The 25,562-nt window shown below is 64.3% G+C and carries 24 protein-coding genes and 1 pseudogene; 9 read left to right on the forward strand and 16 right to left on the reverse strand.

Going from position 1 to position 25,562, the window contains the following annotated elements:
• From ACQR3T_RS08455 to ACQR3T_RS08470, 4 genes and pseudogenes are all read right to left on the reverse strand, one after another.
• Positions 1-98: pseudogene (locus tag ACQR3T_RS08455) on the reverse strand (acyl-ACP desaturase); the annotation flags it as partial.
• Positions 99-226: 128 nt separating this feature from the next.
• Entirely contained in the window at positions 227-655 is a 429-nt protein-coding gene (locus ACQR3T_RS08460) for a GtrA family protein (protein ID WP_254925360.1), read from the reverse strand.
• A 164-nt stretch (positions 656-819) separates the two neighbouring features.
• The gene (locus ACQR3T_RS08465) at positions 820-987 is read right to left on the reverse strand and encodes a hypothetical protein (RefSeq protein WP_155289282.1); all 168 of its coding nucleotides are present in this window, start codon (positions 985-987) and stop codon (positions 820-822) included.
• 74 nt (positions 988-1,061) lie between these two features.
• Positions 1,062-2,447, reverse strand: a complete 1,386-nt coding sequence (locus ACQR3T_RS08470; RefSeq protein WP_428693097.1) for a maltokinase N-terminal cap-like domain-containing protein — start codon at positions 2,445-2,447, stop codon at positions 1,062-1,064.
• Between the two features lie 156 nt (positions 2,448-2,603).
• Here ACQR3T_RS08470 and ACQR3T_RS08475 point away from each other — a divergent pair, with 156 nt between their 5' ends.
• The gene (locus tag ACQR3T_RS08475; protein WP_428693098.1) at positions 2,604-3,368 is read left to right on the forward strand and encodes a pirin family protein; all 765 of its coding nucleotides are present in this window, start codon (positions 2,604-2,606) and stop codon (positions 3,366-3,368) included.
• A 111-nt stretch (positions 3,369-3,479) separates the two neighbouring features.
• Complete coding sequence (locus ACQR3T_RS08480) at positions 3,480-3,974, forward strand: DUF4190 domain-containing protein (protein ID WP_428693099.1); 495 nt, start codon at positions 3,480-3,482, stop codon at positions 3,972-3,974.
• Between the two features lie 67 nt (positions 3,975-4,041).
• On the opposite strand, the gene ACQR3T_RS08485 is transcribed toward ACQR3T_RS08480, so the two are convergent.
• The 4 genes from ACQR3T_RS08485 to ACQR3T_RS08500 all read right to left on the reverse strand — a co-directional run bounded on the left by ACQR3T_RS08485 (position 4,042) and on the right by ACQR3T_RS08500 (position 8,323).
• Positions 4,042-5,151 (reverse strand): GGDEF domain-containing protein, encoded by a 1,110-nt coding sequence (locus ACQR3T_RS08485; RefSeq protein ID WP_428693100.1) that lies wholly within the window; start codon positions 5,149-5,151, stop codon positions 4,042-4,044.
• Between the two features lie 102 nt (positions 5,152-5,253).
• On the reverse strand, positions 5,254-6,837 hold the full coding sequence (locus ACQR3T_RS08490) for an ABC transporter permease (protein WP_428693101.1): 1,584 nt from the start codon (positions 6,835-6,837) through the stop codon (positions 5,254-5,256).
• The gene (locus ACQR3T_RS08495) at positions 6,834-7,712 is read right to left on the reverse strand and encodes an ATP-binding cassette domain-containing protein (protein WP_428693102.1); all 879 of its coding nucleotides are present in this window, start codon (positions 7,710-7,712) and stop codon (positions 6,834-6,836) included. The genes ACQR3T_RS08490 and ACQR3T_RS08495 overlap by 4 nt, the downstream gene beginning before the upstream one ends.
• On the reverse strand, positions 7,709-8,323 hold the full coding sequence (locus tag ACQR3T_RS08500; RefSeq protein ID WP_428693103.1) for a TetR family transcriptional regulator: 615 nt from the start codon (positions 8,321-8,323) through the stop codon (positions 7,709-7,711). Before ACQR3T_RS08500 ends, ACQR3T_RS08495 begins: the two co-directional genes overlap by 4 nt.
• Before the next feature lie 54 nt (positions 8,324-8,377).
• Here ACQR3T_RS08500 and ACQR3T_RS08505 point away from each other — a divergent pair, with 54 nt between their 5' ends.
• Complete coding sequence (locus ACQR3T_RS08505) at positions 8,378-10,336, forward strand: M13 family metallopeptidase (RefSeq protein ID WP_428693104.1); 1,959 nt, start codon at positions 8,378-8,380, stop codon at positions 10,334-10,336.
• A 31-nt stretch (positions 10,337-10,367) separates the two neighbouring features.
• A complete protein-coding gene (locus ACQR3T_RS08510; RefSeq protein ID WP_428693105.1) occupies positions 10,368-11,678 on the forward strand; it encodes a cytochrome P450 in 1,311 nt (436 codons plus the stop codon).
• On the opposite strand, the gene ACQR3T_RS08515 is transcribed toward ACQR3T_RS08510, so the two are convergent.
• The 5 genes from ACQR3T_RS08515 to ACQR3T_RS08535 all read right to left on the reverse strand — a co-directional run bounded on the left by ACQR3T_RS08515 (position 11,656) and on the right by ACQR3T_RS08535 (position 16,986).
• Positions 11,656-12,735 (reverse strand): ABC transporter ATP-binding protein, encoded by a 1,080-nt coding sequence (locus tag ACQR3T_RS08515; RefSeq protein ID WP_428693107.1) that lies wholly within the window; start codon positions 12,733-12,735, stop codon positions 11,656-11,658. The genes ACQR3T_RS08510 and ACQR3T_RS08515 overlap by 23 nt on opposite strands.
• On the reverse strand, positions 12,735-14,063 hold the full coding sequence (locus ACQR3T_RS08520) for an ABC transporter substrate-binding protein (protein WP_428693108.1): 1,329 nt from the start codon (positions 14,061-14,063) through the stop codon (positions 12,735-12,737). The genes ACQR3T_RS08515 and ACQR3T_RS08520 overlap by 1 nt, the downstream gene beginning before the upstream one ends.
• A 28-nt stretch (positions 14,064-14,091) precedes the next feature.
• The gene (locus ACQR3T_RS08525) at positions 14,092-14,982 is read right to left on the reverse strand and encodes a carbohydrate ABC transporter permease (RefSeq protein ID WP_428693110.1); all 891 of its coding nucleotides are present in this window, start codon (positions 14,980-14,982) and stop codon (positions 14,092-14,094) included.
• A complete protein-coding gene (locus ACQR3T_RS08530; RefSeq protein ID WP_428693894.1) occupies positions 14,979-15,923 on the reverse strand; it encodes a carbohydrate ABC transporter permease in 945 nt (314 codons plus the stop codon). The genes ACQR3T_RS08525 and ACQR3T_RS08530 overlap by 4 nt, the downstream gene beginning before the upstream one ends.
• Positions 15,924-16,077: 154 nt before the next feature.
• On the reverse strand, positions 16,078-16,986 hold the full coding sequence (locus ACQR3T_RS08535; RefSeq protein WP_428693111.1) for a L,D-transpeptidase: 909 nt from the start codon (positions 16,984-16,986) through the stop codon (positions 16,078-16,080).
• A gap of 298 nt (positions 16,987-17,284) precedes the next feature.
• On the opposite strand from ACQR3T_RS08535, the gene ACQR3T_RS08540 reads away from it, so the two are divergent.
• The 4 genes from ACQR3T_RS08540 to ACQR3T_RS08555 are packed head-to-tail and all read left to right on the forward strand — an operon-like array spanning position 17,285 to position 20,413.
• Positions 17,285-18,016 carry a glycosyltransferase gene (locus ACQR3T_RS08540; protein WP_230594550.1) on the forward strand — a complete coding sequence of 244 codons (732 nt, stop codon included), beginning with the start codon at positions 17,285-17,287 and terminating at the stop codon, positions 18,014-18,016.
• A complete protein-coding gene (locus ACQR3T_RS08545; protein WP_230594548.1) occupies positions 18,013-19,008 on the forward strand; it encodes an acyl-CoA dehydrogenase family protein in 996 nt (331 codons plus the stop codon). Before ACQR3T_RS08540 ends, ACQR3T_RS08545 begins: the two co-directional genes overlap by 4 nt.
• Positions 19,002-19,751, forward strand: coding sequence for a PIG-L deacetylase family protein (locus ACQR3T_RS08550; protein ID WP_032377472.1), 750 nt, complete (start codon positions 19,002-19,004; stop codon positions 19,749-19,751). Before ACQR3T_RS08545 ends, ACQR3T_RS08550 begins: the two co-directional genes overlap by 7 nt.
• Positions 19,748-20,413: a class I SAM-dependent DNA methyltransferase gene (locus tag ACQR3T_RS08555; RefSeq protein ID WP_428693112.1), complete on the forward strand. Its 666-nt coding sequence runs from the start codon at positions 19,748-19,750 to the stop codon at positions 20,411-20,413. The genes ACQR3T_RS08550 and ACQR3T_RS08555 overlap by 4 nt, the downstream gene beginning before the upstream one ends.
• Before the next feature lie 25 nt (positions 20,414-20,438).
• On the opposite strand, the gene ACQR3T_RS08560 is transcribed toward ACQR3T_RS08555, so the two are convergent.
• Both ACQR3T_RS08560 and ACQR3T_RS08565 read right to left on the reverse strand, forming a co-directional pair.
• The gene (locus ACQR3T_RS08560; protein ID WP_094608756.1) at positions 20,439-21,179 is read right to left on the reverse strand and encodes a GAF and ANTAR domain-containing protein; all 741 of its coding nucleotides are present in this window, start codon (positions 21,177-21,179) and stop codon (positions 20,439-20,441) included.
• A 118-nt stretch (positions 21,180-21,297) separates the two neighbouring features.
• Complete coding sequence (locus tag ACQR3T_RS08565) at positions 21,298-22,323, reverse strand: zinc-binding metallopeptidase family protein (protein ID WP_428693113.1); 1,026 nt, start codon at positions 22,321-22,323, stop codon at positions 21,298-21,300.
• Between the two features lie 208 nt (positions 22,324-22,531).
• On the opposite strand from ACQR3T_RS08565, the gene nhaA reads away from it, so the two are divergent.
• Entirely contained in the window at positions 22,532-24,388 is a 1,857-nt protein-coding gene (gene nhaA / locus ACQR3T_RS08570) for a Na+/H+ antiporter NhaA (RefSeq protein ID WP_428693114.1), read from the forward strand.
• Positions 24,389-24,474: 86 nt separating this feature from the next.
• Here the strand turns inward: nhaA and ACQR3T_RS08575 are convergent, their stop codons facing one another.
• The gene (locus tag ACQR3T_RS08575) at positions 24,475-25,560 is read right to left on the reverse strand and encodes a DNA polymerase domain-containing protein (RefSeq protein WP_428693115.1); all 1,086 of its coding nucleotides are present in this window, start codon (positions 25,558-25,560) and stop codon (positions 24,475-24,477) included.
• Between the last annotated feature and the right edge of the window lie 2 nt (positions 25,561-25,562).

A 25,562-nucleotide genomic window follows, 5' to 3' on the forward strand; every position in this document is an offset into this window, starting at 1 on the left:
TGCCATTCGCGCGCCATCGTGATGTGACGGTTCACGTTGTCTTCGGCAGTGGGTACCAGCTCCTGCAGAAGCTCGAGCTGTGTCAGATCCCTCGCCATTGGCATGTCTCCTCGCATCGACGTCAGCTCACGAGCCTAGAGCCAAGAATGCGACGGGTGTGGAGCCTCGCCGAGATTCTGTTAGACGTAGCAACCGACGCCGACACCGAGTGGTGCGACCTCACAGGTCATTGCTGGACAGGTTCGAGGCCGGAGAAGTTCGGTGCTCTGAACACCCACCCGCGAAGGGCGAGGAAACGGGCCGCCCCGAAGAGACCGCTGACAGCGATCACAACCACAACCTGGGCATAGGCCGCTGCACCAGGAAAGAGGATGTGCATCGCGGCCAGTGAGGCGGTACTCAGACCGAGACCGATCAGAGCGAGCCCGCCGGCTTCCCACTGCGTCTGGAACCAGCCGACCCGGCCGGCCGCGTGGAAGGTGTGACGGCGATGCAACTCGTTGGCCAGGACGGTGCTGGCAGCAACACCCGCCAGATTGGCCGTGAACGATCCCAGGGATGCGAGGGCGACGAACAACAGGGCGTACACACCGTTGCTCGATACCCCGACGATCACGAACCGAGCGAACTGAGCGAGAACCGACTCTCCGAGCATCCTCGACTTGATACGGGGCGCACAGCCCGACGGCCCGGGCGTAGCCGAGGCTTTCAGCGAGGTGCTCACGTGATCTCCAGTTGTAGAACCGGAAGCGTCGATCGGCGCTTCGCTTCGATACAACTCCGAACACGGGCACATCGGTCTCGGACGTGACGGACGTCTCAGGCTTTGGAGGAACTTTCTTCCCGAGCGCGCTTCTTGCGGTCCAGGTCGATGTTGAGACTGTTGGGCTTGATCGACGCGACGAACAACACCGCAACGAGCACCACCACAACGAGGATGGTGATGACGACCACCGCGATGCCGAAGATTGCCAAAATACCGTTCATGTCCTGCCTCCCGTGTCAGGCAATACGGTACTTGTCGTAGACAGGCCCGTCGACGTGCACCCCCAGCTCACCGATCAGCTCACCAACCGCTCCACAGCACGCATCGGCAACGACAACCAGGTCGGCCGGTTGCGCGCCTCGTACAGAACCTCGTAGACGGCCTTGTCGAGTTCGTATGCGCGCAGCAGGTCGGCCTCGTCGCGCGGATCGTGCCCGGCCACCGAGGCGTAGCCGTCGAAGAACGAGGCGATGCTCCGCGCAGCCCACTGGTCGGCTCGCTCTCGCGTCGACGGGTCCTCGGGCTGATCGACCAGCAGATGGTTCGCTGCGTAGTCGAACGAGCGAAGCATTCCCGCGACGTCACGCAGGGAACTGTCCATCTGTCTACGCTCGGCCAAGGTCTTGGCCGGCTCGCCCTCGAAGTCGATGAGCAGCCACCGCTCGGGAGTACCCAACACCTGCCCCAGATGCAGATCGCCGTGGATACGCTGCACGGTGGTGCTGTTCGACGCCTCGGCCCGCGAGATGAGGGCCGTCGCCGCCGGGATGTACTGGGCGATCTCCGGCACCACCCGCGCCACGCCCGAGATACGAGCCAGAATCTCCTCGACAGCGGTCGATTCGACCGAGCGTTCGACGGTTCCCAGCACCGAGGCCAGGTCGTGGTGCACCTGCGCCACGGCTGCTCCGATGCGGTGCGCGTCCCGAGCGAAATCGCCGGGCAGTTCTTCGATCGGCGTATCGGGGGAATCGAACACCTCGCGAACACTTGCCAGCGCTGCGGTCCAGCCTTCGGTGGAGTTCGCAGCGAAGTCCTGAATCATGCCCAGAGTGGTCGGCTCACCGCCGACGACGGCTTCCAGCCAGCCCCGCAGCGGTGCGACGTTGGCACTGCCTGCCTCCGCCAGAGCGCGATGCAGTTCCACATCGGGGCTCACGCCCGGCGGAACCTGTCGAAACAGTTTGAGCAGCAGCAGATCACCGAGAATCACCGAGGTGTTGGACTGCTCGGCCCCCAGAACCCGACCGGGCAGACCGCTCGGCACACTCGAACCGTCGACGATCTTGAATTCGATGCTGCCCGTGGAATTTCCGGAAGCGAAGGCGTCGCCGTACAGGCCGATGATCTCAGGGTCTCGTAAACCGTCGAACACGGCCACCTCGCCCACCACCGGAAGCACCCACGGCCGGAGCTCGTCGGTCAGCTCGGTGCGAAAGCCCAGCGGCACCTGATACGTCTGCGTCACCACCGCGCCGTCCTGTGTCATTCGCACCTCCACCAGCAGATGTTCGGCCGCGAAATGCGGTTCGTCACGAAGAACTTCGCGGTCGAGGATCTGCACGGAATCCACGGTCGACCCCTTCGCACCGAACCACCGTTGCGCCGGTAGCCATGTCGCCAGCGCCTCCGTGAGCTGAGGTTCGACCGTGCGTGAAGCACTCGAGCTGGAACCGACCATGAGAATCTCTCGCCGCCTTCGTGGGAGTTTGCGGAGCTGTGACCGTACGAAGCGAAACCTACCCACTCCCGGCGCCGCTCACACACCGACGGCAACGACACCCGAACGTTATGCAGGTCGTACGCCGGTGCACCGACATGCTCGTACAGTGGTCACATGTCCGCTTCACTGACCGCCCACATCGATGTGCACCGCGCAGGTGATCGACTGAAAACCCGTGTGTCCTGGCTGGACTCGAAACATTCGTTCTCCTTCGGCCAGCACTACGACCCCGACAACACCCATCACGGACTGCTGCTGGTCAACAACGACGACATCGTCACTGCCGGTCAGGGTTTCGAGACGCACCCGCATCGCGACATGGAAATCGTCACCTGGGTGGTGCAGGGTTCGCTGGTGCACCAGGACTCCATAGGCCATTCCGGAATCATCTATCCCGGACTCGCGCAACGGATGAGCGCGGGCAAGGGCATCATGCACTCGGAGAAGAACGACTCCTGGAACATCGACGGCAATCGGCACACCGAACCCGTTCGCTTCGTGCAGATGTGGGTGTTGCCGGACAGTCCTGGCACCACGCCCGGATACGAACAACTCGAAATCGGCGACGAGTTGCTGCGCGGCGGGCTGGTCACCGTGGCGTCGGGCATGGAGAAGCACCGTGGGGAGGCCGCGATCGGCATCTCACAGAAGTCGGCGGCGCTGCACGCCGCCAGGTTGTTGCCCGGGAAATCGGTAACGGTGCCCGACGCGCCTTTCGTCCATGTCTTCGTCGCCCGCGGCACCGTCTCGATGGAGGGCGTCGGTGAACTGTACGAGGGCGATGCCGTCCGCATGAGTTCGACTGGCGGACAGAGCATTACCGCTACCGAGCCGGCCGAGGTGCTGATCTGGGAGATGCACTCGCGTCTCGGCGGCTGACATATACGTTCGATGACAAGTTGATCACGGGAACACGTGGGGCGTGTGCGCAGGGCAGACACCCGCATACACTCCCAGCGTTCGCGATCGCCGACTTCGGAGGTACTCAACGTGTCGAACCAGAATCCGCCTCCGGGTGACTATCCCCCTCCCGGAAACTATCCTTCACCCGGCGAATACCCCCAGCAGGGCGGGTATCCGCAACAGGGCGGGTACCAGGACCAGCCGACAGCGCCGAAGAACACGATCGGAACAGTGGCTCTGGTTCTCGCGATTCTGGGTGTGTTGTTCTCCTGGACCATCGTCGGCGGAATTCTTCTCGGCCTGATCGCTATCGTTCTCGGGTTCGTCGGGCGGTCCAGATACAAGAAGCGCGTCGCCACCAACGGCACCGTGTCCCTCATCGCGATCATCCTGGGTGTCGTGGCTGCAGCATTGTCGATCATCCTGGTCGTCGTCGGCATCGGTTTGTTCAACGCCGTCGGTGGACAAGACTTCACCGACTGCATCAGCAACGCAGGCAGCGATACTGCTGCGCAACAGCAATGTGCCGACGAATTCCAGCAGAACGTCGAGAATCAGTACGACGACTCGACGCCGAACTGATTCTGGGCTGAGGCACTCGCGTCTCGGTGCCTCAGCCATCCCGGTCGCCTCAGCCAGTCCGGTCGCCTCAGGTAGTCAGATCACCTCGGGCCGACAGGTCCGCCACCACCACTTGATTGCCACCCTGCTGCTTTGCTTCGTACATCGCCGCGTCTGCTCGTCGTAACAGTCGCGTGGTGAGTGCGACGACATCGGCACCGATACCGGAGCCTTCGGCACTCGGGTACGTGCAGTGCGCGACACCTATGCTCACCGTCAGCGGCGCGGAGTCCCCCGCCGAGTGCGCTGCATTTCGATATTCCTCGGCCAATGCTCTGGCCTCGTGTGCGGCCAACTTGGTCACCACCGCGAACTCCTCACCGCCCACCCTGGCGACCAACACACCGTCCTTCGTCAACCGACGCGCGACGAGTTGGAGGGCCGTGTCGCCCTGGTGATGACCGAACCGGTCGTTGATCGACTTGAACCTGTCCACGTCCACGACCATCACTGCAACGTTGCCTGCACCGAGGAAGTAGACCGGTAATGCCTCGTCGAGGCCTCGACGATTGCGCACCTGGGTGAGTGGATCGAAGTTGGCCGCCTGCGCCTGGACCTGCAGTTTGAGCAGCAGGTACTGGAAGAAGGTCGGGCCCATGAACGTGATGGGTATCAGCACCACGAGTTGCGCGACGGCCAAGCCGTGATCTGTGTCGGGTGAGTGCAGGATCAGCACGAAGAACAGCGCCACGGCCGTTCCGGCCCACAACAGATGCAGCGCCATGACTCTCGGACTGTGGAAGAGCTGAACGTACACGCTGTTGGCGGCGAGCATCGCGAGGGCCAAGAAGACAGACTGAGGCGATCCGTAGGACAACAGAACCAGAGTTACTCCGACGTCCGAGTACGCAGCGAACGACAGAGACATACGCTTCGACGGCCACGGAGCCCTCAACCAGGCAATACCTACCACGAGCGTCGAGACGATCGCGACGACGAAGATCGCCCTGGCGATCGTCGAGGTCGGAGGTGTGTCGGTGAGCAGCAGCAGTGCGGCTGCACCGAGCCCGTAGGAGAACGTGCTCAGTGATGCAGCGAGTCGATACGGTGTGAGCGCACCGTGCAGATCGAGGTAGCTCACGACCGACTCGTAGCTGTGCGGCTGGTTCCACCACGTGCGCAGGAATGGAGACTGCACGTTACCTCCATGCGGGTTCCGGCCCTGAATTCACCGGACCGGACGCGTCACCGCCGGGCCGGGCCGGACATATCGGCCGCCCACAATGCTATTCGACCGTCGTCACCCTCGGATGTCTCTTCGGCGGAATGCTCCCGATCCCACGGCACCGACGACGATGGCGACCACGAGGAGCCATCCGAAGGGCTCGAGCGAGAAGGCCCCTCCCGGCAATCGCGGCACGTGGGTGAAGGGCGACAGATCGAGCCACGGCTGCGGCAAGCCGACCACCGACCCGATCTGGCCGAGCGCGACGAAGCCGCCCAGGACCGCCCACAGGACGGTCGCGAACCGGGGGACCGCACCGAACAACGCCGCGCCGATGGCCGTCACCACCCACACGGCCGGAAGCTGACCCAGTGCGCCACCGAGAACGGACGGCAGTTCGCCTGCGATATCGCCGGTGGCCGACCCGTACGTCAGCCCGACGGCGAGGCCGACGACCAGCAGTAGCCACGCCGGGCCGACGACGGCCAGGAGTAGATGCCCTGCCAGCCACCGAAGGCGCGAGGTACCGGTGGCCAGCACGATCTCGGCCAGGCCCACCTCTTCCTCACTGTGGAGCCGCAGCAGGGCCGATACCGAGTAGGCCGCCACCATGATGCCGACGATGCTCAGCACTGCGGCAATGAACGATTGTTCGACTGTGGTGCCGCCGAATTTTCCGAGCGCGTCACTGATAGCAGTGCTGCTGCCGAGCTGGTCACCGATCCCGTCCGTGGACGATCCGATGACGATGCCGAACAGGGCGAGCCCGACGGTCCAGACGACGACGGTTCCGCGAGAGAGTCGCCAGGCAAGGGCGACGGGACCGGACAGTGAAGGAACGGCAGCCACCCGGCCGCGGCGCTCGGCCCGCAAACCACTGCCGAGATCGCGTCGACTGGCTGCCACGAATGCCGCGGCACAGAACGCTGCTGCAGCCGCCAGCGACAGCAGCAGCGGCCACCACCTCTCGTCGGCGAACGGCCGCACCTGCGCCGACCACCCGATCGGTGAGAACCACGACAGGGTTCCCGACCCGATGTCGCCGATCGCTCTGAGAACGAACGCTGCGGCCAACACGCCGAGGGCGTAACCGCGAGCCACACGCGCCCCGGACGCCACCTGTGCCGCCAGCGCCGCACAGCCGACGAACACCGCACCGACGACGACGATCGAGGCACCGAACGCGAGGCTCCCGGTCACCGGCAGACCGAATGCCCACAGCGAGATGAACGCCACCATTCCCGTCGCCACAACGCCGCCGCCGGCAAGCAGCACGGCCGCTGTCAACCCTGCGTACCTGCCCACTGCAGTCGACCCGATCAGCTCGGTGCGCCCCGCGTCCTCTTCACCGCGGGTGTGCCGAACGACGGTGAGGATCGCCGCCAAGGGAACGAGGGTGAGCATCAGGCCGGCGCGCCACGCCACCAGGGCACCGAGATCGCTGCCGAAGATCGGTCCGACGAGCGCTGCTTGTGCCGGCACTGCCTCGGTGCCGAGATAGAACGCTTGCCGGTCTGCCGCTGTCGGATACAGCCCCTCGAAGCTGACCGCGTACAGCAGCGGGAGCGCTCCGAGCAGAACGACCCATATCGGCGCTACCAGGCGATCGCGGCGCAGGTACAACCGCAGCAGTGCCATCGTCCCGCTCAGGCCGCTCATGCGTAGTACCTCATGAACAGCTCCTCGAGAGTCGGAGCGGAGCTGACCAAGCTCTGCACTCCGGCGTCAGCCAGGACGTGCATCACCGCAGCGAGGGCGTCGTTCTCCACCGTGCAGGTGACGGTGAAATCGTTCACGCTCACCGCACTGACACCGGGGAGTACGTCGAGATCGTCCGGCACTCGATCGACAGTCGCGGTCACCGTCGTTCGGGTGAGATGCCGCATCGATGCCAGCGTGCCGGTATCCACCGTTCGACCGTCCTTGACGATGGTCACCGAGCTGCACAGCGCATCGACCTCGGACAGGATGTGCGACGACAGCAGCACCGTGACTCCGCGTCGGGCAGCATCTTTCACGCAGTCGGCAAAGTGCTGTTCCATCAGCGGATCGAGTCCTGACGTGGGTTCGTCGAGAATCAACAGCTCGACATTCGATGCCAGAGCCGAAATCAATGCAACCTTCTGCCGATTGCCCTTGGAGTACGTTCGGCTGCGCTTGCCGGGGTCGAGAGCGAATCGTTCGAGCAGTTCGGCGCGGCGCGTGGCGTCGATGCCGCCGCGCATTCGGCCCAGAAGATCGATCACCTCACCGCCGGTCAACGACGGCCACAGCGTCACATCGCCCGGAACGTACGCCAGGCGTCGATGCAATGCCACGGTGTCGGCCCACGGGTCCGCGCCGAGCAGTCGCACGGTGCCGGACGTCGCCCGGACGAGCCCGAGCAGCACGCGAATCGTCGTGGATTTTCCTGCTCCGTTGGGACCGAGGAAGCCGTGCACCTCCCCGGTTTCGACGCGTAGGTCGAGTCCGTCGAGCGCCCGGACCGAACCGAACGTCTTGACCAATCCGTCGACTTCGATTGCCTCGGTCATTTCTTGGCCTCCAGATAGGTGTCCAAAGCCTGCGAGTCGGTGAACAGTCCGTCGGTGTAGAGCTCGAGCGCCGGGAGCATGACCTCGTCACCGAGCGCGGTCAGGGCCTCACGGAAGTCGACGTCGGGGCCGGCCATCTGCACGTACAGCAGTAGGCCGCCCACGTTCTGTCTGGTCATGAATCGGGCGCGTGCCGCGGGGTCTCGGCTGGGCGTGAACCGGCCGTCGCGGACACCGTCGTCGAGGTATCGGACGGCGTCGTCGACCATGTGCTCGAACAACTCGCGCGCCAGTGCGCCGCCCGCCGAGAAGCTCCGCACGATGTATGCAACCAGCGGCGCGTACTCGTCGATGCGGGCGAGCTGCTCCATCATCCCGGCGGGGCCGGCCGACGCAGACTTCGATTCCCGGATCACCCGCAGAACATGCTCGTCACAGGCCGTGCGTAGGCCCTCCTTGGATCCGAAATGGTGGTTGACGAGCCCCGGTGAGACACCTGCCGCCGTGGCGATCGACCGCAGCCCGGCGGTGAAGCCCTGTGCACCGAAGACGTCGATCGCGGTATCGCGGATTCGCGCCCTGGTTGTGAGATCCTCGGTTGCTGTACGCATGTACAGCACATTAAACACCCGTTCAATCAAGCGCAAGAGTGTAAAGATGGACGCATGACTTCAGCAGTGAACTCGGGCATCGATCTCAGCTACCAGGACGAGAACACACGCGCGCAGGACGACCTCTTCGTGCACGTCAACGGCAAATGGCTCGAGGATTACGCCATCCCGGCCGACCGCGCCGTCGACGGAGCCTTCCGGACTTTGTACGACCGTGCCGAGGTGGACGTGCAGACGATCATCGAAGAGTCCGCCGCCGCAAATCCTCCTGCGGGCAGCGACGCGCAGAAGATCGGTGACCTGTTCTCGAGCTTCATGGATGCCGACCGCGCCGAGCACCTCGGCGTCACCCCGATATCCGACGAGCTCACCGCCATCGCCGACGCGGCGGACCTGGTCACTCTCGCCGAGGTTCTCGGCTCGCTGCAGCGCACCGGCGTGGGCGGTGGCATCGGCCAGTACGTGGACACCGACGCCAAACAGTCCGATCGCTACCTCGTGCATTTCAGCCAGTCCGGTATCGGTCTGCCCGACGAGTCGTACTACCGCCAGGACGACTACGCGGAGATTCGTACGAGCTACATCGCGCACATCTCGAAGATGTTCGCGCTCAGCGGCATCGAGTACGACGCACAGACGGTGTTCGACCTCGAGAAGAAGATCGCGGCAGGCCACTGGGATGTCGTCGCCAGGCGTGACGCCGAGAAGAGCTACAACCTCGTTCGATTCGATACCCTCGTCAAGAACGAGCCCGGATTAAATTGGGCTGCATGGATTTCCGGTCTCGGAGCCACAACCGAGCAGTTCGCCGAGATCGTCGTGCGGCAGCCGTCATTCCTCAGCACCTTCGTTGCACTGTGGGCCTCCGAGGACATCGAAGCCTGGAAGGCGTGGCTCGCCTGGCGCGTCGTACATTCGCGCGCGCCCTTCCTGACGAGCGCGATCGTCGACGAGAACTTCGCGTTCTACGGAACGACGTTGACCGGTACCGAGGAGAACCGGGAGCGCTGGAAGCGTGGAGTCTCCCTGGTGCAGGACGTTCTCGGCGAGGCCGTCGGCAAGCTGTACGTCGAGCGCCACTTCCCCGCCGACTCCAAGGCGCGGATGCAGGTGCTGGTCGAGAACCTCACCGAGGCGTACCGCCGCAACATCTCCGAACTCGAATGGATGAGCCCGGAGACGCGTGAGAAGGCGCTGGACAAGCTGGACAAGTTCACCCCGAAGATCGGCTACCCCGATCGCTGGCGCGACTACTCGGGCGTGGAGATCAGCGCCGACGACCTACTCGGTAACTACCGCCGCGGCTACACCGCCGACCACCAGCGCGATCTCGACAAGCTCGGTGGTCCGGTCGATCGCGACGAGTGGTTCATGACGCCGCAGACCGTCAATGCCTACTACAACCCCGGCATGAACGAAATCGTCTTTCCCGCAGCCATTCTGCAACCACCGTTCTTCGACCCGGAGGCAGACGACGCGGCCAACTACGGCGGTATCGGAGCGGTGATCGGCCACGAGATCGGCCACGGATTCGACGACCAGGGTGCCAAGTACGACGGCGACGGCAACATGGTCGATTGGTGGACCGACAGCGACCGCACCGAGTTCGGCAAGCGCACGACGGCCCTGATCGAGCAGTACAACGAGTTCGAGCCCGCGGCGCTGCCGGGGCACAAGGTCAACGGCGAATTCACCATCGGTGAGAACATCGGCGATCTGGGCGGCCTGTCCATCGCGGTCGCGGCCTACGAGATCTCGCTCGAGGGCAAGGAAGCGCCGGTGCTCGACGGCCTGACCGGGTTGCAGCGCGTGTTCTTCGGCTGGTCACAGGTATGGCGAACCAAGGCACGAGACGCCGAGGCGATCCGTCGTCTCGCCGTCGATCCGCACTCGCCGCCGGAGTTCCGCTGCAACGGCGTCGTCCGCAATCTGGACAGTTTTCACCAAGCCTTCGATGTACAGCCCGGAGATGCGTTGTACTTGGAGCCGGATGAGCGCGTCAAGATCTGGTAGTGCCACGTAGGAACAAGGGGAGGGTGTTCGGATGAGGGAATTCGTACGATGGCTCGCAGCACACGGAGTCATTCGCTTCGCGGCCAGACGAGCAGCGGCGGCGGGCGATCCGCAGGCCATGCTGGTCGCCGATCCCGCGACGCGGGCGAACCCCACGCCGGTGTACGAAAAGCTGCGTGGCACGGCTCCGCTGGTGAAGACCCGCATCTCGAACATCACCGTGCACCATCGGGTGGCCTTCGACCTGCTCCGCTCCGACGATTTTCGAGTCACCCGGCTGGGCGGCACCTTGCCCGCACCGCTGCAGTGGATCGAACGACACACCAGATCCGGTGCCCTGCACCCGATTCTGCCGCCGTCTCTCCTCTCGGTCGAACCGCCCGATCACACCCGGTACCGCAAACTGGTGTCCTCGGTGTTCACCGCTCGGGCCGTCGCGCAGATGCGCGATCAGGTGCAGGAAACCGCCGACGCGTTGCTCGACGAGCTCTCCGACGGTTCTCCGGTGGTCGACATCGTCGATCGCTACTGCGCCCGCTTGCCGGTCGCGGTGATCGGGCGGATCCTCGGCGTTCCGGTGGAAGACAACCAGCGGGTTCTCGAGTTCGGTGAGATGGCCGCACCGAGTCTCGACATCGGCTTGTCCTGGGACCAGTTCAAGCAGGTCGAGCGTGGGCTGATCGGATTCGATGCGTGGCTCTCCCAGCACATCGCCGAGCTGCGCCGCAATCCTGGCGACGATCTGATGAGTCAGCTGATCGCCGCGAAGGACGAGGGCATCGGCCTCAACGACGAAGAGCTCAGGGCCACCGCAGGATTGGTGCTGGCGGCAGGATTCGAGACGACCGTCAACCTGCTCGGCAGCGGAATCCGGTTGCTGCTCGATCACCCCGATCAGCTCGCTGTGCTGCAACAGGATCCGTCGCATTGGCCCACTGCCATCGACGAGATGCTGCGGATGGAATCTCCGGTTCAGCTGACCGCACGGGCCGCCAAACACGACGTCGTGGTGGAGGGCGTGCCGATCAGCGAAGGATCACTGGTGATCCTCGTGCTCGCCGGTGCCAACCGAGACCCGCTGGTGTTCGAGGATCCGAACAGATTCGACGTCACCCGCGCCAACGCGGGCAAGCACCTGTCGTTCTCGGGCGGACGCCACTACTGCCTGGGCGCAGCACTGGCCAAGGCCGAGTCGGAGGTCGGCCTCAAAGCGCTGTTCGACAGGTTCCCCCACCTGAGCTCTGCAGGCGAGGGAACCCGCCGCAACACCCGCGTCCTACACGGATGGGCCACCCTGCCGATCGATCTCGGTGAGCCGGCTACGACAACCGCAGGCCGGTAGCGGAGTCGAAGAAGAACAACTCGTCGAGCTTGGGCACCAGTCGAACGGTTTCGGCCAGTGCGATGGACAGCTTGCGGTCGACCCGAACCGAGATGCGCCCGGACGGCGTCGTCCACCCACCGTCGAGGCTGGGTGCGGATGCGTACACGAACGACTCCGCACCCAGTTCCTCGATCAGCTCGACGGTCAGCTGCAAACCGGTGCCGTCGCCCACCAGATCCCACGATTCCGGACGAATTCCGACCACCACGCGCTCACGTACCGACGACGGGACCGGGATGCGCAGTTCGCCGAGTACGGCAGCGCCGTCGTGCACAGGAGCGTCGACGAGGTTCATGCCGGGTGACCCGATGAATCCCGCGACGAACGTGTTGACGGGGTTGTCGTACAGCTCCCGCGGAGCGGCGATCTGCTGCAATTTGCCGTCGAGCAGTACCGCGACCCGGTCACCCATCGTCATGGCCTCGACCTGATCGTGGGTGACGTACACCGTGGTGGTGCCCAATCGCCGCTGTAGACCGGCGATCTGAGCCCTGGTCGACACCCGCAGCTTGGCGTCGAGGTTGGACAGCGGTTCGTCCATGCAGAACACCTTGGGTTGACGCACGATGGCGCGTCCCATCGCTACACGCTGACGCTGACCACCGGAAAGCTTGCCGGGTTTGCGACCGAGCAGCGGCTCGAGCTCGAGCATCTTCGCCGCGTCGAGCACCCGTGCTGCGGTGTCCGCCTTGTTCATTCCGGCGTTACGCAGTGCGAAGCCCATGTTGTCCCCGACGGTCATGTTGGGGTAGAGCGCGTAGTTCTGGAACACCATCGCGACGTCCCTGGCCCGCGGTGCCAACGAGGTGACGTCCACTCCCCCGATGTCGATGTGACCGCTCTCGACGGATTCGAGGCCGGCGAGCATGCGCAGACTCGTCGACTTTCCACAGCCCGAGGGCCCGACCAGGACGATGAATTCACCGTCCGCGATGTCGAGTTCCAGGCTGTCCACAGCGAGCGAATCGGCTCCCGGGTACCGGTGCGAGACACCGGCGTAGTGAACGGCGGCCATTACTTCGGCAGCTTCGGGGTGATCTGGCGGTCGATGATCTGCTGCAGCTGCTCCGAGATGGACGCGAATGTCGTTGCCACATCGGCGTTCTGCAGTGCGATCTGCTCTAGTCCGCTACCGATGATCTTGTCGCCGCCGGGGACGAACACCCGGGCAGCGTCCTGGGAGCGGGTGCGGGCCAACTGGTCGACGGCCGTCTTCGCGTTGGGGTTGGCCTCGAGGAATGCAATCTCCGACGGGTCCTGCTGCGCCGACTTGCGGACCGGCATGTACCCGGTGTTCTGCGAGAAGTAGGCGGTGTTGGCACCGTCGGTGACGAAGTCGATGAACTTGAGTGCGTTCACCTTTCGCTCGTCCGAGATCTTCGCGGGGACGGCCAGGCCGGCACCACCGGTGGGGCAGCCCGGTGTGCCCTCGGTGGCCGGCAGGAACGCGGTGCCGAACTCGAAGGCGGCACCGGCCTTGATCGTGGAGAGGTCGCCGGTAGAGGCGATCGTGGAGGCGAGGATGCCCGCGGCGAAGTCGTTCGCGATGTCGTTGGACACCGCGGCGTACTTCTTGGTGTGGATCATGTCCTGCAGGAACTTCCCTGCCGCAATGGTATTGGGGTCGTCGAACTTCAGCTCGAACTGATCGGAGTACGATCCGCCGAACGTCCAGATCGGCCCCTCGAACGTCCACCCGAGGTAGTCGACGGCGTTGCCCCAGCCGTGAGCGAGCTTGCCGTTTCCGACGACGGCCTGGATGCGCGGGCCCCACTCGTCGAATTCCTGCCATGTGGCCGGACCACGATCGGGCAGTCCGGCCTGCTGCCAGACGGCCTTGTTGTAGTAGAACAGCGGCGTCGAACGTGCATACGGCAGAGCCCAGTGGCTACCGTTCCAGTTGTAATCGGCAAGAAGCGAATCCACGTAATCGGACTGGTCGACTCCGGCCGCGGAGAAGTGCTTGTCGAGGGGCTCGATCGCACCGGTGAGTGCGTAGTTGAACCACCAGACATCCGAAAGCACGACGACGTCGGGCACATCGTCGCCCGAGAGTGCCGCGTTGAACTTCTGCGACACCTCCTCGTAGTTCTTGCCGCCGTCGATGAGATTCACCGTCAGGCCCGGGTTCTGAGCCTGGAACCGCGAGATCAGCTCCTTCTCGAACTCCTGGGACTTGCCCGGGTGGTTCGACCAGAAGTTGATGGTGTTCGCATCGCCTTCGACACCGCCGCCGCCGCCGGACGAGCCCGATCCGGGGCCGCTGCACGCCGCGAGGGCTGCGGCGGCCGCAGCCGCACCGGTGAGCGTGAGGAAGCCACGCCGATTGATGATGTGTGCCATGGTGTTCGACTCCTGATAGTGAGGTGGATCAGCCCTTGACCGCACCGGAGGTGAGGCCCTTGATCATGTGGCGCTGCAGAACGAGGAAGACGAGAAGAATCGGCAGAATGGTCAGCACCGTCGCAGCCATCACCGCTCCCCAGTTGGTGTAGCCCTCGCTGTTCTGCAGCAGTGTCAAGCCGACCGGGAGCGGCGCGACCGACGAGTCGTCCGACATCAGGAACGGCCAGAGATATTCGTTCCATTCGGTGACGATCGTGATGATGGCGAAGGCCACCATCGTCGGACCCGACAGCGGCAGGATCACGCGGAACATCAGCCGCACCGGCCCGGCACCGTCCATGCGCGCGGCCTCGATGATCTCCGGCGGCAACGACAGGAAGTGGTTACGCATCAGGAAGGTACCGAATGCGACACCGGCCAGCGGAATGATGATGCCCTGGAACGAGTTACGCCAGCCCAACTCGGAGATGAGCGAGTAGTTCGAGATGACGGTGATCTGGTTGGGCACCATCAGTGCGGCGATGATGACGAGAAAGACGATGTTCTTGCCCGGGAAGCGAAGGAAGACGAGGCCGTACGCACTGAGCACACCGAGGACGAACTTGATGGACGACACGGCCGTTGTGATGATGATGGAGTTGCGCAGGTACGTGAAGAACGGCACCTCCGTCGTCGCCTCGTTGTAGTTCTGCGGGTGAAAGGTGCTGGGCCACCATGTGACCGGTTGCACGTAGATATCCGGGCGGTCCTTGAACGAGGTGATCAGGATCCAGAACAGCGGCAGCCCGATCATCAGCAGGACCGCGACCATGGCTGCGTAACCGAGGATGTTCGCGCTTCGACGCGTGCGCTGCGCGTCGCGACTGTGTGAAACCTTCTCCGGCACTGCTGTATCGGGTTTGCTCGCCAAAGTCATCGTTGATCGTCCCGATCCATGATTCGTACCTGCACGAGGGTGACGATCAACAGCACGAGGAACAGGATCGTCGCGACGGTGGCACCGTACCCGGCTCGGAAGTTGCGGAACGTTTCCTCGTAGACCTGATAGACCATCGTGGTGGTTCCGGTGGCCAGAGGGCCACCGCGCGTCATGACGTTGATGATGTCGAAGACCTGAAGTGAGTTGAGCAGCACGGTGATCGACAGGAAGAACGTCGTCGGACGTAGTTGCGGTAGAAGCACTTTTCGGAACGTGGTCCAGCGGCTCGCCTGATCGATCTCGGCTGCTTCCATCAATTCCTTGCGCACACCCTGCAGAGCCGCGAGGTAGATGACGAAGGTGTAGCCCAGGTTCTTCCACAGGTACGTCACGGTGATCATGACCATCGCCCACTTGGGGTCCTGATAGAAGTCCGGGACCGCGCCGAGGCCGAAGCGTCGCATCAGGTCCTGCACCAAGCCGAAGTTGGGATCGAAGACGAACTGGAACGCGATGCCGATCGCTGCACCGGAGATGACGTACGGGGCGAACACGGCCGAGCGAACGAAGTTGCGGCCCCTCAGCTTTCGATCGAGCAGCAGCGCAAGCACCAGACCGAGCACCAACGAGCCGACGACGGCCGCGACCGTGAACACGACGGTGTTGCCGACGATCTGCCAGGTGTCGTCGCGGGAGGCCCACTCGCGGTAGTTCTCGAAGCCGACGAACGTGGACGTGGGTGAGGACAGGTTCCAGTCGAAGAACGAGAACTGAAAGTTCTCCACCAGCGGCCGATACGTGAACACCGCCAGCAGGGCCAGGTTGGGGCCCACGAGAATCAGGAACAGTGCGTAATCGGTCCACGGCCGCGAGAAGAGACCGGAGTGGAGCCTGCCGGAACGACCAGCAGGCCCTGTCTTGCGTGCCGTGGGCAGCACTCGTTCGGTTGTTGCACTCACCGCGAGCACTGTGCTCAGTCTCGGCTAACGAATGGTGAACTGGGCCCCAACGCTCACCGTCGCGCAGACCAACCTATGTGAGTAGAACTTCGTAGCAGGGGTCGAAGTTCCATGCACCTGCGGCGAAGCCGCTCTAGCGGTTCCAGTCTCCGAGGCCGTCGGATCCGCTCAGGGTGCCGCCGTCGGTGTTGACGACGATGACGGGGTCGCCCTTCTGGGCGTTCTCGAAGAACCACTTGCCGTCTTCGGTGCTGACGTTGAGGCAGCCGTGCGAGGAGTTGGAGTAACCCTGCTGCGACTCCGACCACGGTGCCGCGTGCACGAAGATGCCGCTGTAGGAAATGCGCGTGGCGTACTCGACGTACGTGCGGTAGCCCTCCTCGGAGTCCACCGGGACGCCGTAGGTGGACGAGTCCATGTACATGTCGCGGAAGCGCTCGCCGACGATGTAGGTGCCGTTCGGAGTTTCGTGGCCGACCTTGCCCATCGAGGTGGGCATGGTCTTCACGACCTCACCGTTGCGGGTCACGGTGATCTGCTTGGTGTTGTCGTCGGCCGTGGTGATGATCGAGTCGCCGGTGGAGAACTCCGCCTTCGCGCCGCCCGCTTCGACGGTCACCTGGGTATGTGCCGGGTAGAACTCGTTGGGCAGCCACCGCACCTGGGTGTCGTTGATCCAGTAGAAGTGGCCGTCGACGGACGGGTTCGTGGTGACGCGAATGGCCCGCAGTGCGGCATCGCGATCGCCGATGGCCTCGTCGAAGCGGATTGCGATGGGCTGCGCAACTCCGACGACCTCGCCGCCGGACGGGCTGATGCTCGGATCGGCGAAGTTGGCAGGTGCGAGCTGCGGAACGAGCGGCTGGGGTGCGGGGGCTGCGGGATCCGAGGATCCGGGCAAGCCGGGAACGGAGATATCCGGGCCACCCGGCCACAGCGGTGCGGCCTGCGCCGACCCGAATGCTGCAGATGCAGCAAGGGCTGTACCTGCGACGATTGCCCCGATGCGGGCGAACCTGCGAGTGCGAACCTGTGATGCCATGTGACCCGACCATCCTTCGTACTGCGTCGTGATGCCCACCAGCAGTGCTGCCACGGGGCAACGCCCATTAACACATACCGCTCGGACATTTGCTAATCGGATATTTCCTAAACGGCCGAAAGAAACCCCGAGTACGAGTACCTTGCGCCAACCCGACCCCGACATTGTCTCTGCTGGCCAGAGCGCATGTGTCGACAGGCCCGGAACGGGTACTAGAGAAGGAACCTCATCCGTCCAGACACCGGCGGTTTCCCGTTCGCGGACTGTTCTCCAGTCCGGCGTCTGAAAAGGGTGGACCGTGGTCGTCGAAGTTTCTTCCCATATCTCCAGCCGTACCGGCGTCAGTCACATCGTCGTCGTCGTACCGGCGCACAACGAACAGGATCTGCTCGACGCCTGCCTGACGGCACTGTCGCGGGCAGAGCGTCGCGTCGTCGAGGTGGCCCCGGTGACCGTATCGACAATCGTCGTGCTCGATGCGTGCACCGACGACTCCGCCTCGATCGTCGCCCGTCACCCGTCGGTGTCGGCAGTGACTGTCGCGCACCGCAACGTCGGAGCGGCCCGGGCAGCCGGATTCTCGAACTACACCTCGGAACTCGCAGCCACCACCTGGTTCGCCACCACCGACGCAGACACCCGGGTGGGCGAGGATTGGCTGCTCGGCCATCTTCGGCACGCCACCGACGGCGCTCGGGCGGTAGCGGGAACGGTGTCCGTCCAGTTCGAGGGCCGCGTCGAAGAAGACGTACGGCTGCGATCGACGTACGACGCGCATTACCGACACGAACTCGGCCATCCACACGTACACGGCGCCAATCTCGGCATCCGAGCGACGGATTACCTCTCCGTCGGCGGATTCGCGCCACTGGCCACCGGCGAGGATCACGACCTGGTCCGACGCCTCGAACTCGGCGGCATCGCGTGCCGTCGGGTGTGCGATATCTCGGTCACCACATCGGGTCGCCTGCGAGGCAGAGCGCCCGACGGTATGGCCGAATTCCTACGTTCTCTGGAGCCTTCCGCATGATCGACACCGAATTCCGTGAGTCGCTCGACCCTCGGAAACAGAACACGGGGCTGCGCGCCGCCTTCCTGACTTTCGAGGCCGACGGGCGTCTCGACCTGGCCCTGCCTGGGTCGGGCTACACAGACCTGCGATGGCAGTCGCTCGCCGCCCTCAGTCGGCACAACACCGTTCTCGGCAGATGGTCCGAGGCGCACACCGATGCGATCGCGATCTTGCACGAACTCGACGGCCCGACGCCTGAGCGCGGGCAGATCTGGGGAGTGTGGGCAGCGGAACCGCCGGCACCGATCCTCGAAGCGGTACAGCAGGATTCGGGCTGGGTTCTCACTGGGACCAAGCCGTGGTGCTCCGGCGCGTCGCTGTGCACGCAGGCTCTTGTAACCGCCCGCGTGGACGGAAGTCCCCGGCTGTTCGCCGTCGATCTGACACATGAGGGCGTCGCTCCGGTACCGAACACATGGCATGCCGTGGGCATGAGCGAGAGCGACTCGGGTTCGGTTGCTTTCGATGCCGTCCCCGCCGTCACCGTCGGAGGTCCGACCGACTACCTGACTCGACCGGGGTTCTGGCACGGGGCGATCGGAGTTTCAGCGGCCTGGTTCGGCAGCGCGTGCGCTGTCGCGGACACCCTGCACGCTGCAGTAAGGGAACGCCCGGACCCACATCGCGCGGCCCATCTCGGTGCCATCGCAGCGGCACTCGGCGCAGCATCGAGCGCGCTGACCACCGCGGCGGCCGAGGTGGACGCAGATCCGTTCGACCGCTCCGGTCGTGCTCGAACGCGGGCCCGGATCGTGCGCGCTGTCGTCGAAGATGCAGCCACCCAGTGCATCGACCGCGTCGGTCGCGCTCTCGGTGCCGGCCCCCTGTGCGGCGATGCAGAGCATGCAGGACGCGTCGCCGATCTCACCGTCTACCTGCGGCAGAGCCACGCCGAGCGCGACCTCGAAGCCCTCGGCCGCGACATCGCCGAGGAAGACAACCCATGGTAGAGAACGCCTTCGACGCCGAAGTAGATCTCGGCACCGCAGAATCGGACTGGATGACGGCCGATTGGTCGGTCCCCGGCCTCGAGTGGAACGACGTCGTCACCATGGTCGTCGTCGCCCCCCACCCGGACGACGAAATTCTCGGTGTCGGTGGATTGCTGTCGTTGGCGGCCGCGGCAGGCGTCGACGTGCGGGTGGTCGCGGTGACCGACGGCGACGGCTCACATCCCGGTTCCCCGACGGTGACGGCCGAGGACCTGCGTGTGCGACGGCCCGTCGAGTCCGAACGTGCGTTGGCAGAGTTGGGAATCGACCACTCTCCGACGCGTCTGCAGATCGCCGACGGTGCCGTCGAGCAGCACGAGGGTGCAGTGGCCGATGCCTTGATGCCACTGCTCGACGCCACCCCGGGCACCTGGTGCCTGACGCCGTGGCGCGGGGACGGCCATCCCGATCACGAAGCCACCGCGAGAGCGTGTCTCACCGCGGCGAACGCGGTGGGGATACCGGTGGTGGAGTACCCGATCTGGATGTGGCACTGGGCAACTCCGAATCACCCTGCTGTGCCGTGGGCACGGTGCCGCCGTGTCGATCTCCCGGCGCACGTCGTCGAAGCCAAACGAACATCCATCGAGCAGTTCGACTCTCAGATACGGCCCCTGTCGGATCACCCCGCGGATCGAGCTGTGTTGCCGCCGCACATCCTGGCTCGCTACCGGCGACCGTTCGAGGTGGTGTTCGCATGAGCCAGGATTCTCGAACGAGCCCCAATTCTCCAACGAGCCTGAGCGCCGAGTACTTTCGTGACGTCTATGCGGCCGCGGACGATCCGTTCATGCTCGACAGCAAGTGGTACGAGCGGCGCAAGTATGCGCTGACCATGGCGTCGCTGCCCAAGCCGCAGTACCGGCGGGCATTGGAGCCCGGTTGTTCGATCGGTGTACTCACCGAGCAGTTGGCCACCCGGTGCGAGCACGTGGTGTCGACCGACGTGGTGCAGAGTGCCCTCGACTCTGCTCGGGCTCGCGTAGAGGACTCGGCTGCAGTGGAATTCGCGCTGTGGTCTCTGACGGACGACTGGTCGGCCCTGCCCGACGCGAAGGTCCCCTTCGATCTGATCGTCGTCAGCGAGGTGGGGTACTACCTCGATGCCGCCGATCTGGCGTCGGCCATGACTCGCGTCGTCGATCATCTGGAGATCGGCGGAACGCTCGTGGCGGCGCACTGGCGTCACGACGTGGACGACTACCCGATCTCGGGCGATCAAGTACACGAGATCATCGCCGCCACACCAGGATTGGCATTGCTCAGCCGCTACCTGGACGAGGATGTCCGCATCGAGGTCTTCGTCGCCTCGGACGATCCCGCAGTCTCGGTCGCGAGTACGGACGGCCTCGACGTGCGCTGACTGCGCTCTACTTCTGAGGACGGGCTCAGTCGGTGGACTTCGCGGCGTCGATCACAAGCTGTTCGGCGAGGTCGGCGAGTTTGACGTTGGTGTCCTGAGAAAGCTTGGCCAACAGCGCGAACGCTGCCTGCGAGTTCAAGTTGTACCGCTCCATCAACATGCCCTTGGCCTGACCGATCATGTCCCGGCTCGTCAACGCGGCCCGAATCTGCTGCTCCTCGCGTGCAGTGGAGAACGCGATGGCGGCGTGAGCAGCGAACAGTGAACCGATGGATTCGGCCTCGTCCGAGAACGCGTTCTTTCGGGTGGAATGCAGGTTCAGAGCGCCGAAGTTGATTCCCTCGACGTAGAGCTGGAAGCAGATCATGCTCTTGACCCCGAGCGCCGACGCGGCGTCTGCGAACAGTGGCCAGCGGGTGTCGCTGTCCATGTCGTCGATTCTGATGGTCTTCTGTTCGATGGCCGATTCGAGGCACGGGCCCTCGCCCAGTTGCTCCTGAATCTTGTCGCAGTGGCCGGCAGGCTCACCCGACAGCGCAGCACTGTGCACGAACTTGCCCTGCAGCACGGTGGTGATGGACGCGAACTCCGCAGAGGGGACATTGGCCACCGCAGACTCGGTGATGACGGCCAGCACCCGATCTGGATCCGAATGTTGACGCCGGAGCTTCTCGGCCACCTCGGCCAGCCGTCGACTCAGCTGGAAGTCGGTAACCCGCGGGATTGCGCCCGACGCGTTCAGTGTCTGCTCGCTGATGGTGGTCACCTCGTCCTACTGCTGCACCGGTCCCGCTACTGCACAGGGGCGCATCCCGACATCGGCCGAATGCCGACACCACAGGATACGCCCCATGCAACGAAGCTCGGGCACCGTTAGCGGAGCATCAGAGAGTGCTGGGCGCGATCAGCGAGTGCACGAACCCGATCTTCTTCACGACGGTCGGCGGCAGCACGAACGGGTAGAGGTCCTGATGACCCATCGAGCGGTTGATCTGGTTCAGTGCCCACGACAGCGGCAGCCACCAGTCGACGATCTGATCGAAGCCGACGTCACCGGGCAACGGACTCTCCAGCGTCGAACCTGCCGGAGCCATCCCGAACGCTGCCGCCGTGTCCAGGGTGTCCCGGATGTGCAGGTAATGCGCGAAGGTCTCGGCCCAGTCCTCGGCGGGGTGCATGGTGGCGTAGGACGAGACGTAATTGTCTTCCCAGCCGTCGGGCGCACCCTCGCTGTAATGGCGATCGAGAGCGTCCTGGTAGCTCGAATCCGGATCGCCGAACAGTTCCTCGAACGCCGCGCGATGCTCACCGTCTCCGACCAGCACCATCTGGTAGTAGTGGCCGATCTCGTGCCGGAAGTGCCCGACCAGAGTGCGGTACGGCTCGGACATCGCCACCCGCAACTGCTCGCGGTGCACGTCGTCGCCCTCGGCCAGGTCGAGAGTGATCAGGCCGTTGTCGTGGCCGGTCATCACCTGCTGGTTGGCGCTGGAGAGCAGATCGAACACCAGACCCGTCGACGGGTCCTCGTCTTGTCCCACGATCGGCAGGCCCAGTTCGGTGAGCTCGAGAACGACGCGACGCTTGTTGGTCTCGGCATCGGCATAGGCGGCCATCGCATCGACATCGTCATCGGCCGGGCGGGTTCGGGTCAGTCGGCAGGACACACAGAGCTCGTCGTTGTCCGCGGTGTCGACCAACCAGTTGCACCGTGCGGTGTTGAGGTTGGCGCACATCTTCCACGTCGTGCCGTCCACCTCGGCTTCGGCGACGCCGTCGTCGGCCTTGTCCGGGAGCACCAGCAGCGCCCTGCTCGGCAGATGGAAGCCGAGTGCGCTCGAGCAGCTCAGACACAGTGAGTTCTCGAACGACAGCTTCTGTCCGCATTTGCGGCAGATGAAATCACGCATGGATGTTCCTTCGTGGCAGGGGTGAGTCGGGCTCGTATTCCCGTTTATCCGCGGACTAATGCCTCTTCCCGAATATGTCGTGCATATCTCTCTCGGCGCTGCCGGCCCGCGGCCCGACAATCGTACTCGAGTACGTGGAAGGAAAGCGCCGACGACGGTGTTGGTACAGACTGCTTCACAACACTCTCCGGAAGGACTCGGACTGCAGATGGCAGATCAGATCACGCCGACGAACCGGCCGATGGCACGCTTCGTCGAACGGATCTCGCGGGCTCGCGGCGAGAGAAACAGTGAGACCTTGGCGGCAGGCTTCCTACTGGCCGCCACCCTGATCGCCCTGATCTGGGCGAACTCGCCCCTGGGTGAGACGTATCAGTCGTTCTGGCACACAGAGCTCTCGGTCACCATCGGCGAGCACGGCATCTCTCTCGATCTGGCCCACTGGGTCAACGACGGGCTCATGGCGCTGTTCTTCTTCGTCGTCGGTCTCGAGGTCAAGCGAGAGTTCGCGATGGGTGAGCTCACCGACCGATCACGCGCCGCCATCCCGATCGTGGCTGCCCTCGCCGGACTGGCCGCACCCGCGCTGCTGTTCCTCGCCTTCAACCCCTCCGGCCCCGCAGCCCAGGCGTGGGGTGTCGTGATTTCCACCGACACCGCGTTCCTGCTCGGGGCACTCGCCGTACTCGGTCCGAAGAAGGCCGCGCGGTTACGGATCTTTCTGCTCACCCTCGCCGTGGCAGACGACGTGGGCGCGCTGGCGATCATCGCGTTCTTCTACACCGACGATCTCGATGTGGTGCCGCTGGTGTTGGCGTTCATCGGGCTCGGACTGATCTTCCTACTGCGACGGCTCGAGGTGTGGCGCGGTGTCGGATACTTCGTCGTCGCACTGTTCACGTGGGTCGCGATGTACGAGTCGGGAGTTCACCCCACCCTCGCCGGCGTGATGATCGCGCTGATTCTTCCGGTCTACCCGCCGCGCCGCTCCGAGGTGGAGCGAGCATCGGACCTCACCCGCGCCTTCCGTCAATCACCGAATCCCGAGTACGCGCGAGCAGCGAGACTCGGCCTGGATCAAGCTGTCTCGGTCAACGAGAGGCTGATGCGGCTATATCAGCCGTACACGGCATTCATCATCGTGCCGATCTTCGCGCTCGCCAACGCCGGAGTGGTGCTGAGCTCCGACACCCTGAAGGCTGCATCGACGTCGACGCTCACCTGGGGCATCATCGCCGGCCTCGTCCTCGGCAAGCTCGTCGGAATCACCGGCGCATCAGCCATTTTTGCCAAATTGCGACCCTCGGCGCTGGCACCGGGCCTGACGCTCTCGCACATCGCGGGCGGTGCGGCGATGTCCGGAATCGGATTCACGATCTCACTGTTCATCATCGACCTTGCGCTCGACGACCCGTTACTCGCCGACGAGGCCCGCGTCGGCGTGTTGGTGGCCTCGGTGATCGCCGCGCTGCTCGGCTGGACCCTGTTCCGCATCGACGCGAGAATCCATCCACCGAAAGCCGGAGCGTCACTTCGTATTCTGCGTCCGGTCAGTGCCAAGCGCGATCACATCCGCGGCCCCGTCGACGCTCCGCTGACGATCGTGGAGTACGCCGATTTCGAGTGCCCGTTCTGCAGCAAGGCAACCGGCAGCGTCGCCGAGGTACGCAAGCACTTCGGTGACGACCTCCGGTACGTCTACCGCCACCTGCCGCTCGACGACTACCACCCGCACGCTCGTTACGCGGCTTACGCCAGCGAGGCCGCCGCCGCGCAGGGCAAGTTCTGGGAGATGGCCGACGTGTTGTTCCGCAACAGCGACGCCCTCGAACCCGACGACATCGACGGTTACGCACGCGAACTCGGCCTCGACATGGACAGATTCGAGGACGACATCCGCACCGGCGACTACGTGGTGCGCGTCGAGGACGACGAACTCGACGCCACCTCCTCCGACGTGGGCGGCACTCCGACGTTCTACCTGGGCCGTGGCGACAAGAACCTGACGCGACATGTCGGACCATATGATGCGGCGACGCTGATTCGGGAACTCGAATCCATGTGAGGGTGGGCCAGGTTGCACCGAACGCGTCCGCGTCGACTCCGATCCCGTCGATACGGCTTCGTAGTGTGCAACCTCGCCCGGCTCCGTCAGCTCTCGGTGCGGTTTCCCTCCGCATCCCAATGCTCGGCGACCTTTTTCGACGGCTGCACTCGCGGCGGCTCGCCGGGCATCTTGGGATAGTCGGGTGGGAAGTTCAGCTCTCCGCCCGGCAGTGTTTCCCACAGGTGGAGAAGGGGTTCGAGCGAGTAGGCCTGGGAATCCATATCGGCCCACGGGTCGCCGTCCTGCACCAGTTCCGGCACCGTGACGATGTTGAATTCACGCGGATCGGTGACGTCGGCCAACTGCGACCACGTCATCGGAGTACTGACGGGTGCGCCCGGTCGAGCCCGCAGACTCCATGCGCTGGCGATCGTCCGGTCACGGTTGTTCTGGTTGTAATCGATGAAGATGCGTTCTCCGCGTTCCTCTTTCCACCAGTTCGTGGTCACCCCGTCGTCGCGACGTTCGAGTTCTCGGCCCAGTCCGATGGCCGCGTGGCGCACCTGCTCGAAGGTGTACTCGGGTTCGATGCGGACGTAGATGTGAATCCCCCGATTACCGCTCGTCTTCGGATATCCGCGTAAGCCCAACTCTTCCAGCAGCTCTCGCGTCACGTCGGCGACCCGCAGGGCATCCGCGAACGTAGTGCCCGGCTGCGGATCGAGATCGAGACGCAACTCGTCGGGATGGTCCACCTCCGGTCGTCGTACCGGCCACGGGTGAAAGGTCAGCGTGCCCATCTGAGCCGCCCACACCAGCGCAGCCGGCTCGGAGGGACACAGCTCCTCGGCAGTGCGCTTGCTGGGGAACGCGATCTTCACCGTCTCGATCCACTCGGGCGCGCCCTTGGGCAATCGCTTCTGATAAAAGCCGTCGCCCTCCTTGTCCTGGGGGCCGAGCGCCAATCGCATGCCCTCGCGATAGCCGTCGGGCCATCGCTCCATAGCGGTGGGGCGGTCGCCGATTGCCCGCATCAACGGCTCGCCGACGGCGGCGAAGTACTCGCACACCTGCAGTTTGGTGATGTCGGGAGTGTGCTCGGTCGCCTCGTAGATCACGCGATCGGGGCTCGATACTCGCACTTCGCGTTCGCCGACCTGCACGAACGCCGGTGGTGTCTTCGCGGCCATGC

The organism is Rhodococcus sp. IEGM1428 (assembly GCF_050321865.1).
In the GTDB taxonomy this organism is placed as follows: Bacteria; Actinomycetota; Actinomycetes; order Mycobacteriales; family Mycobacteriaceae; genus Rhodococcoides.

Bases quoted from the DNA above. Each gene is read 5' to 3' on its own strand.
- ACQR3T_RS08460 (WP_254925360.1), bottom strand. From the start codon at position 655: ATGCTCGGAGAGTCGGTTCTCGCTCAGTTCGCTCGGTTCGTGATCGTC.
- ACQR3T_RS08465 (WP_155289282.1), bottom strand. From the start codon at position 987: ATGAACGGTATTTTGGCAATCTTCGGCATCGCGGTGGTCGTCATCACC.
- ACQR3T_RS08470 (WP_428693097.1), bottom strand. From the start codon at position 2,447: ATGGTCGGTTCCAGCTCGAGTGCTTCACGCACGGTCGAACCTCAGCTC.
- ACQR3T_RS08475 (WP_428693098.1), top strand. From the start codon at position 2,604: ATGTCCGCTTCACTGACCGCCCACATCGATGTGCACCGCGCAGGTGAT.
- ACQR3T_RS08490 (WP_428693101.1), bottom strand. From the start codon at position 6,837: ATGAGCGGCCTGAGCGGGACGATGGCACTGCTGCGGTTGTACCTGCGC.
- ACQR3T_RS08495 (WP_428693102.1), bottom strand. From the start codon at position 7,712: ATGACCGAGGCAATCGAAGTCGACGGATTGGTCAAGACGTTCGGTTCG.
- ACQR3T_RS08500 (WP_428693103.1), bottom strand. From the start codon at position 8,323: ATGCGTACAGCAACCGAGGATCTCACAACCAGGGCGCGAATCCGCGAT.
- ACQR3T_RS08505 (WP_428693104.1), top strand. From the start codon at position 8,378: ATGACTTCAGCAGTGAACTCGGGCATCGATCTCAGCTACCAGGACGAG.
- ACQR3T_RS08510 (WP_428693105.1), top strand. From the start codon at position 10,368: ATGAGGGAATTCGTACGATGGCTCGCAGCACACGGAGTCATTCGCTTC.
- ACQR3T_RS08515 (WP_428693107.1), bottom strand. From the start codon at position 12,735: ATGGCCGCCGTTCACTACGCCGGTGTCTCGCACCGGTACCCGGGAGCC.
- ACQR3T_RS08520 (WP_428693108.1), bottom strand. From the start codon at position 14,063: ATGGCACACATCATCAATCGGCGTGGCTTCCTCACGCTCACCGGTGCG.
- ACQR3T_RS08525 (WP_428693110.1), bottom strand. From the start codon at position 14,982: ATGACTTTGGCGAGCAAACCCGATACAGCAGTGCCGGAGAAGGTTTCA.
- ACQR3T_RS08535 (WP_428693111.1), bottom strand. From the start codon at position 16,986: ATGGCATCACAGGTTCGCACTCGCAGGTTCGCCCGCATCGGGGCAATC.
- ACQR3T_RS08545 (WP_230594548.1), top strand. From the start codon at position 18,013: ATGATCGACACCGAATTCCGTGAGTCGCTCGACCCTCGGAAACAGAAC.
- ACQR3T_RS08550 (WP_032377472.1), top strand. From the start codon at position 19,002: ATGGTAGAGAACGCCTTCGACGCCGAAGTAGATCTCGGCACCGCAGAA.
- ACQR3T_RS08555 (WP_428693112.1), top strand. From the start codon at position 19,748: ATGAGCCAGGATTCTCGAACGAGCCCCAATTCTCCAACGAGCCTGAGC.
- ACQR3T_RS08565 (WP_428693113.1), bottom strand. From the start codon at position 22,323: ATGCGTGATTTCATCTGCCGCAAATGCGGACAGAAGCTGTCGTTCGAG.
- nhaA (WP_428693114.1), top strand. From the start codon at position 22,532: ATGGCAGATCAGATCACGCCGACGAACCGGCCGATGGCACGCTTCGTC.
- ACQR3T_RS08575 (WP_428693115.1), bottom strand. From the start codon at position 25,560: ATGGCCGCGAAGACACCACCGGCGTTCGTGCAGGTCGGCGAACGCGAA.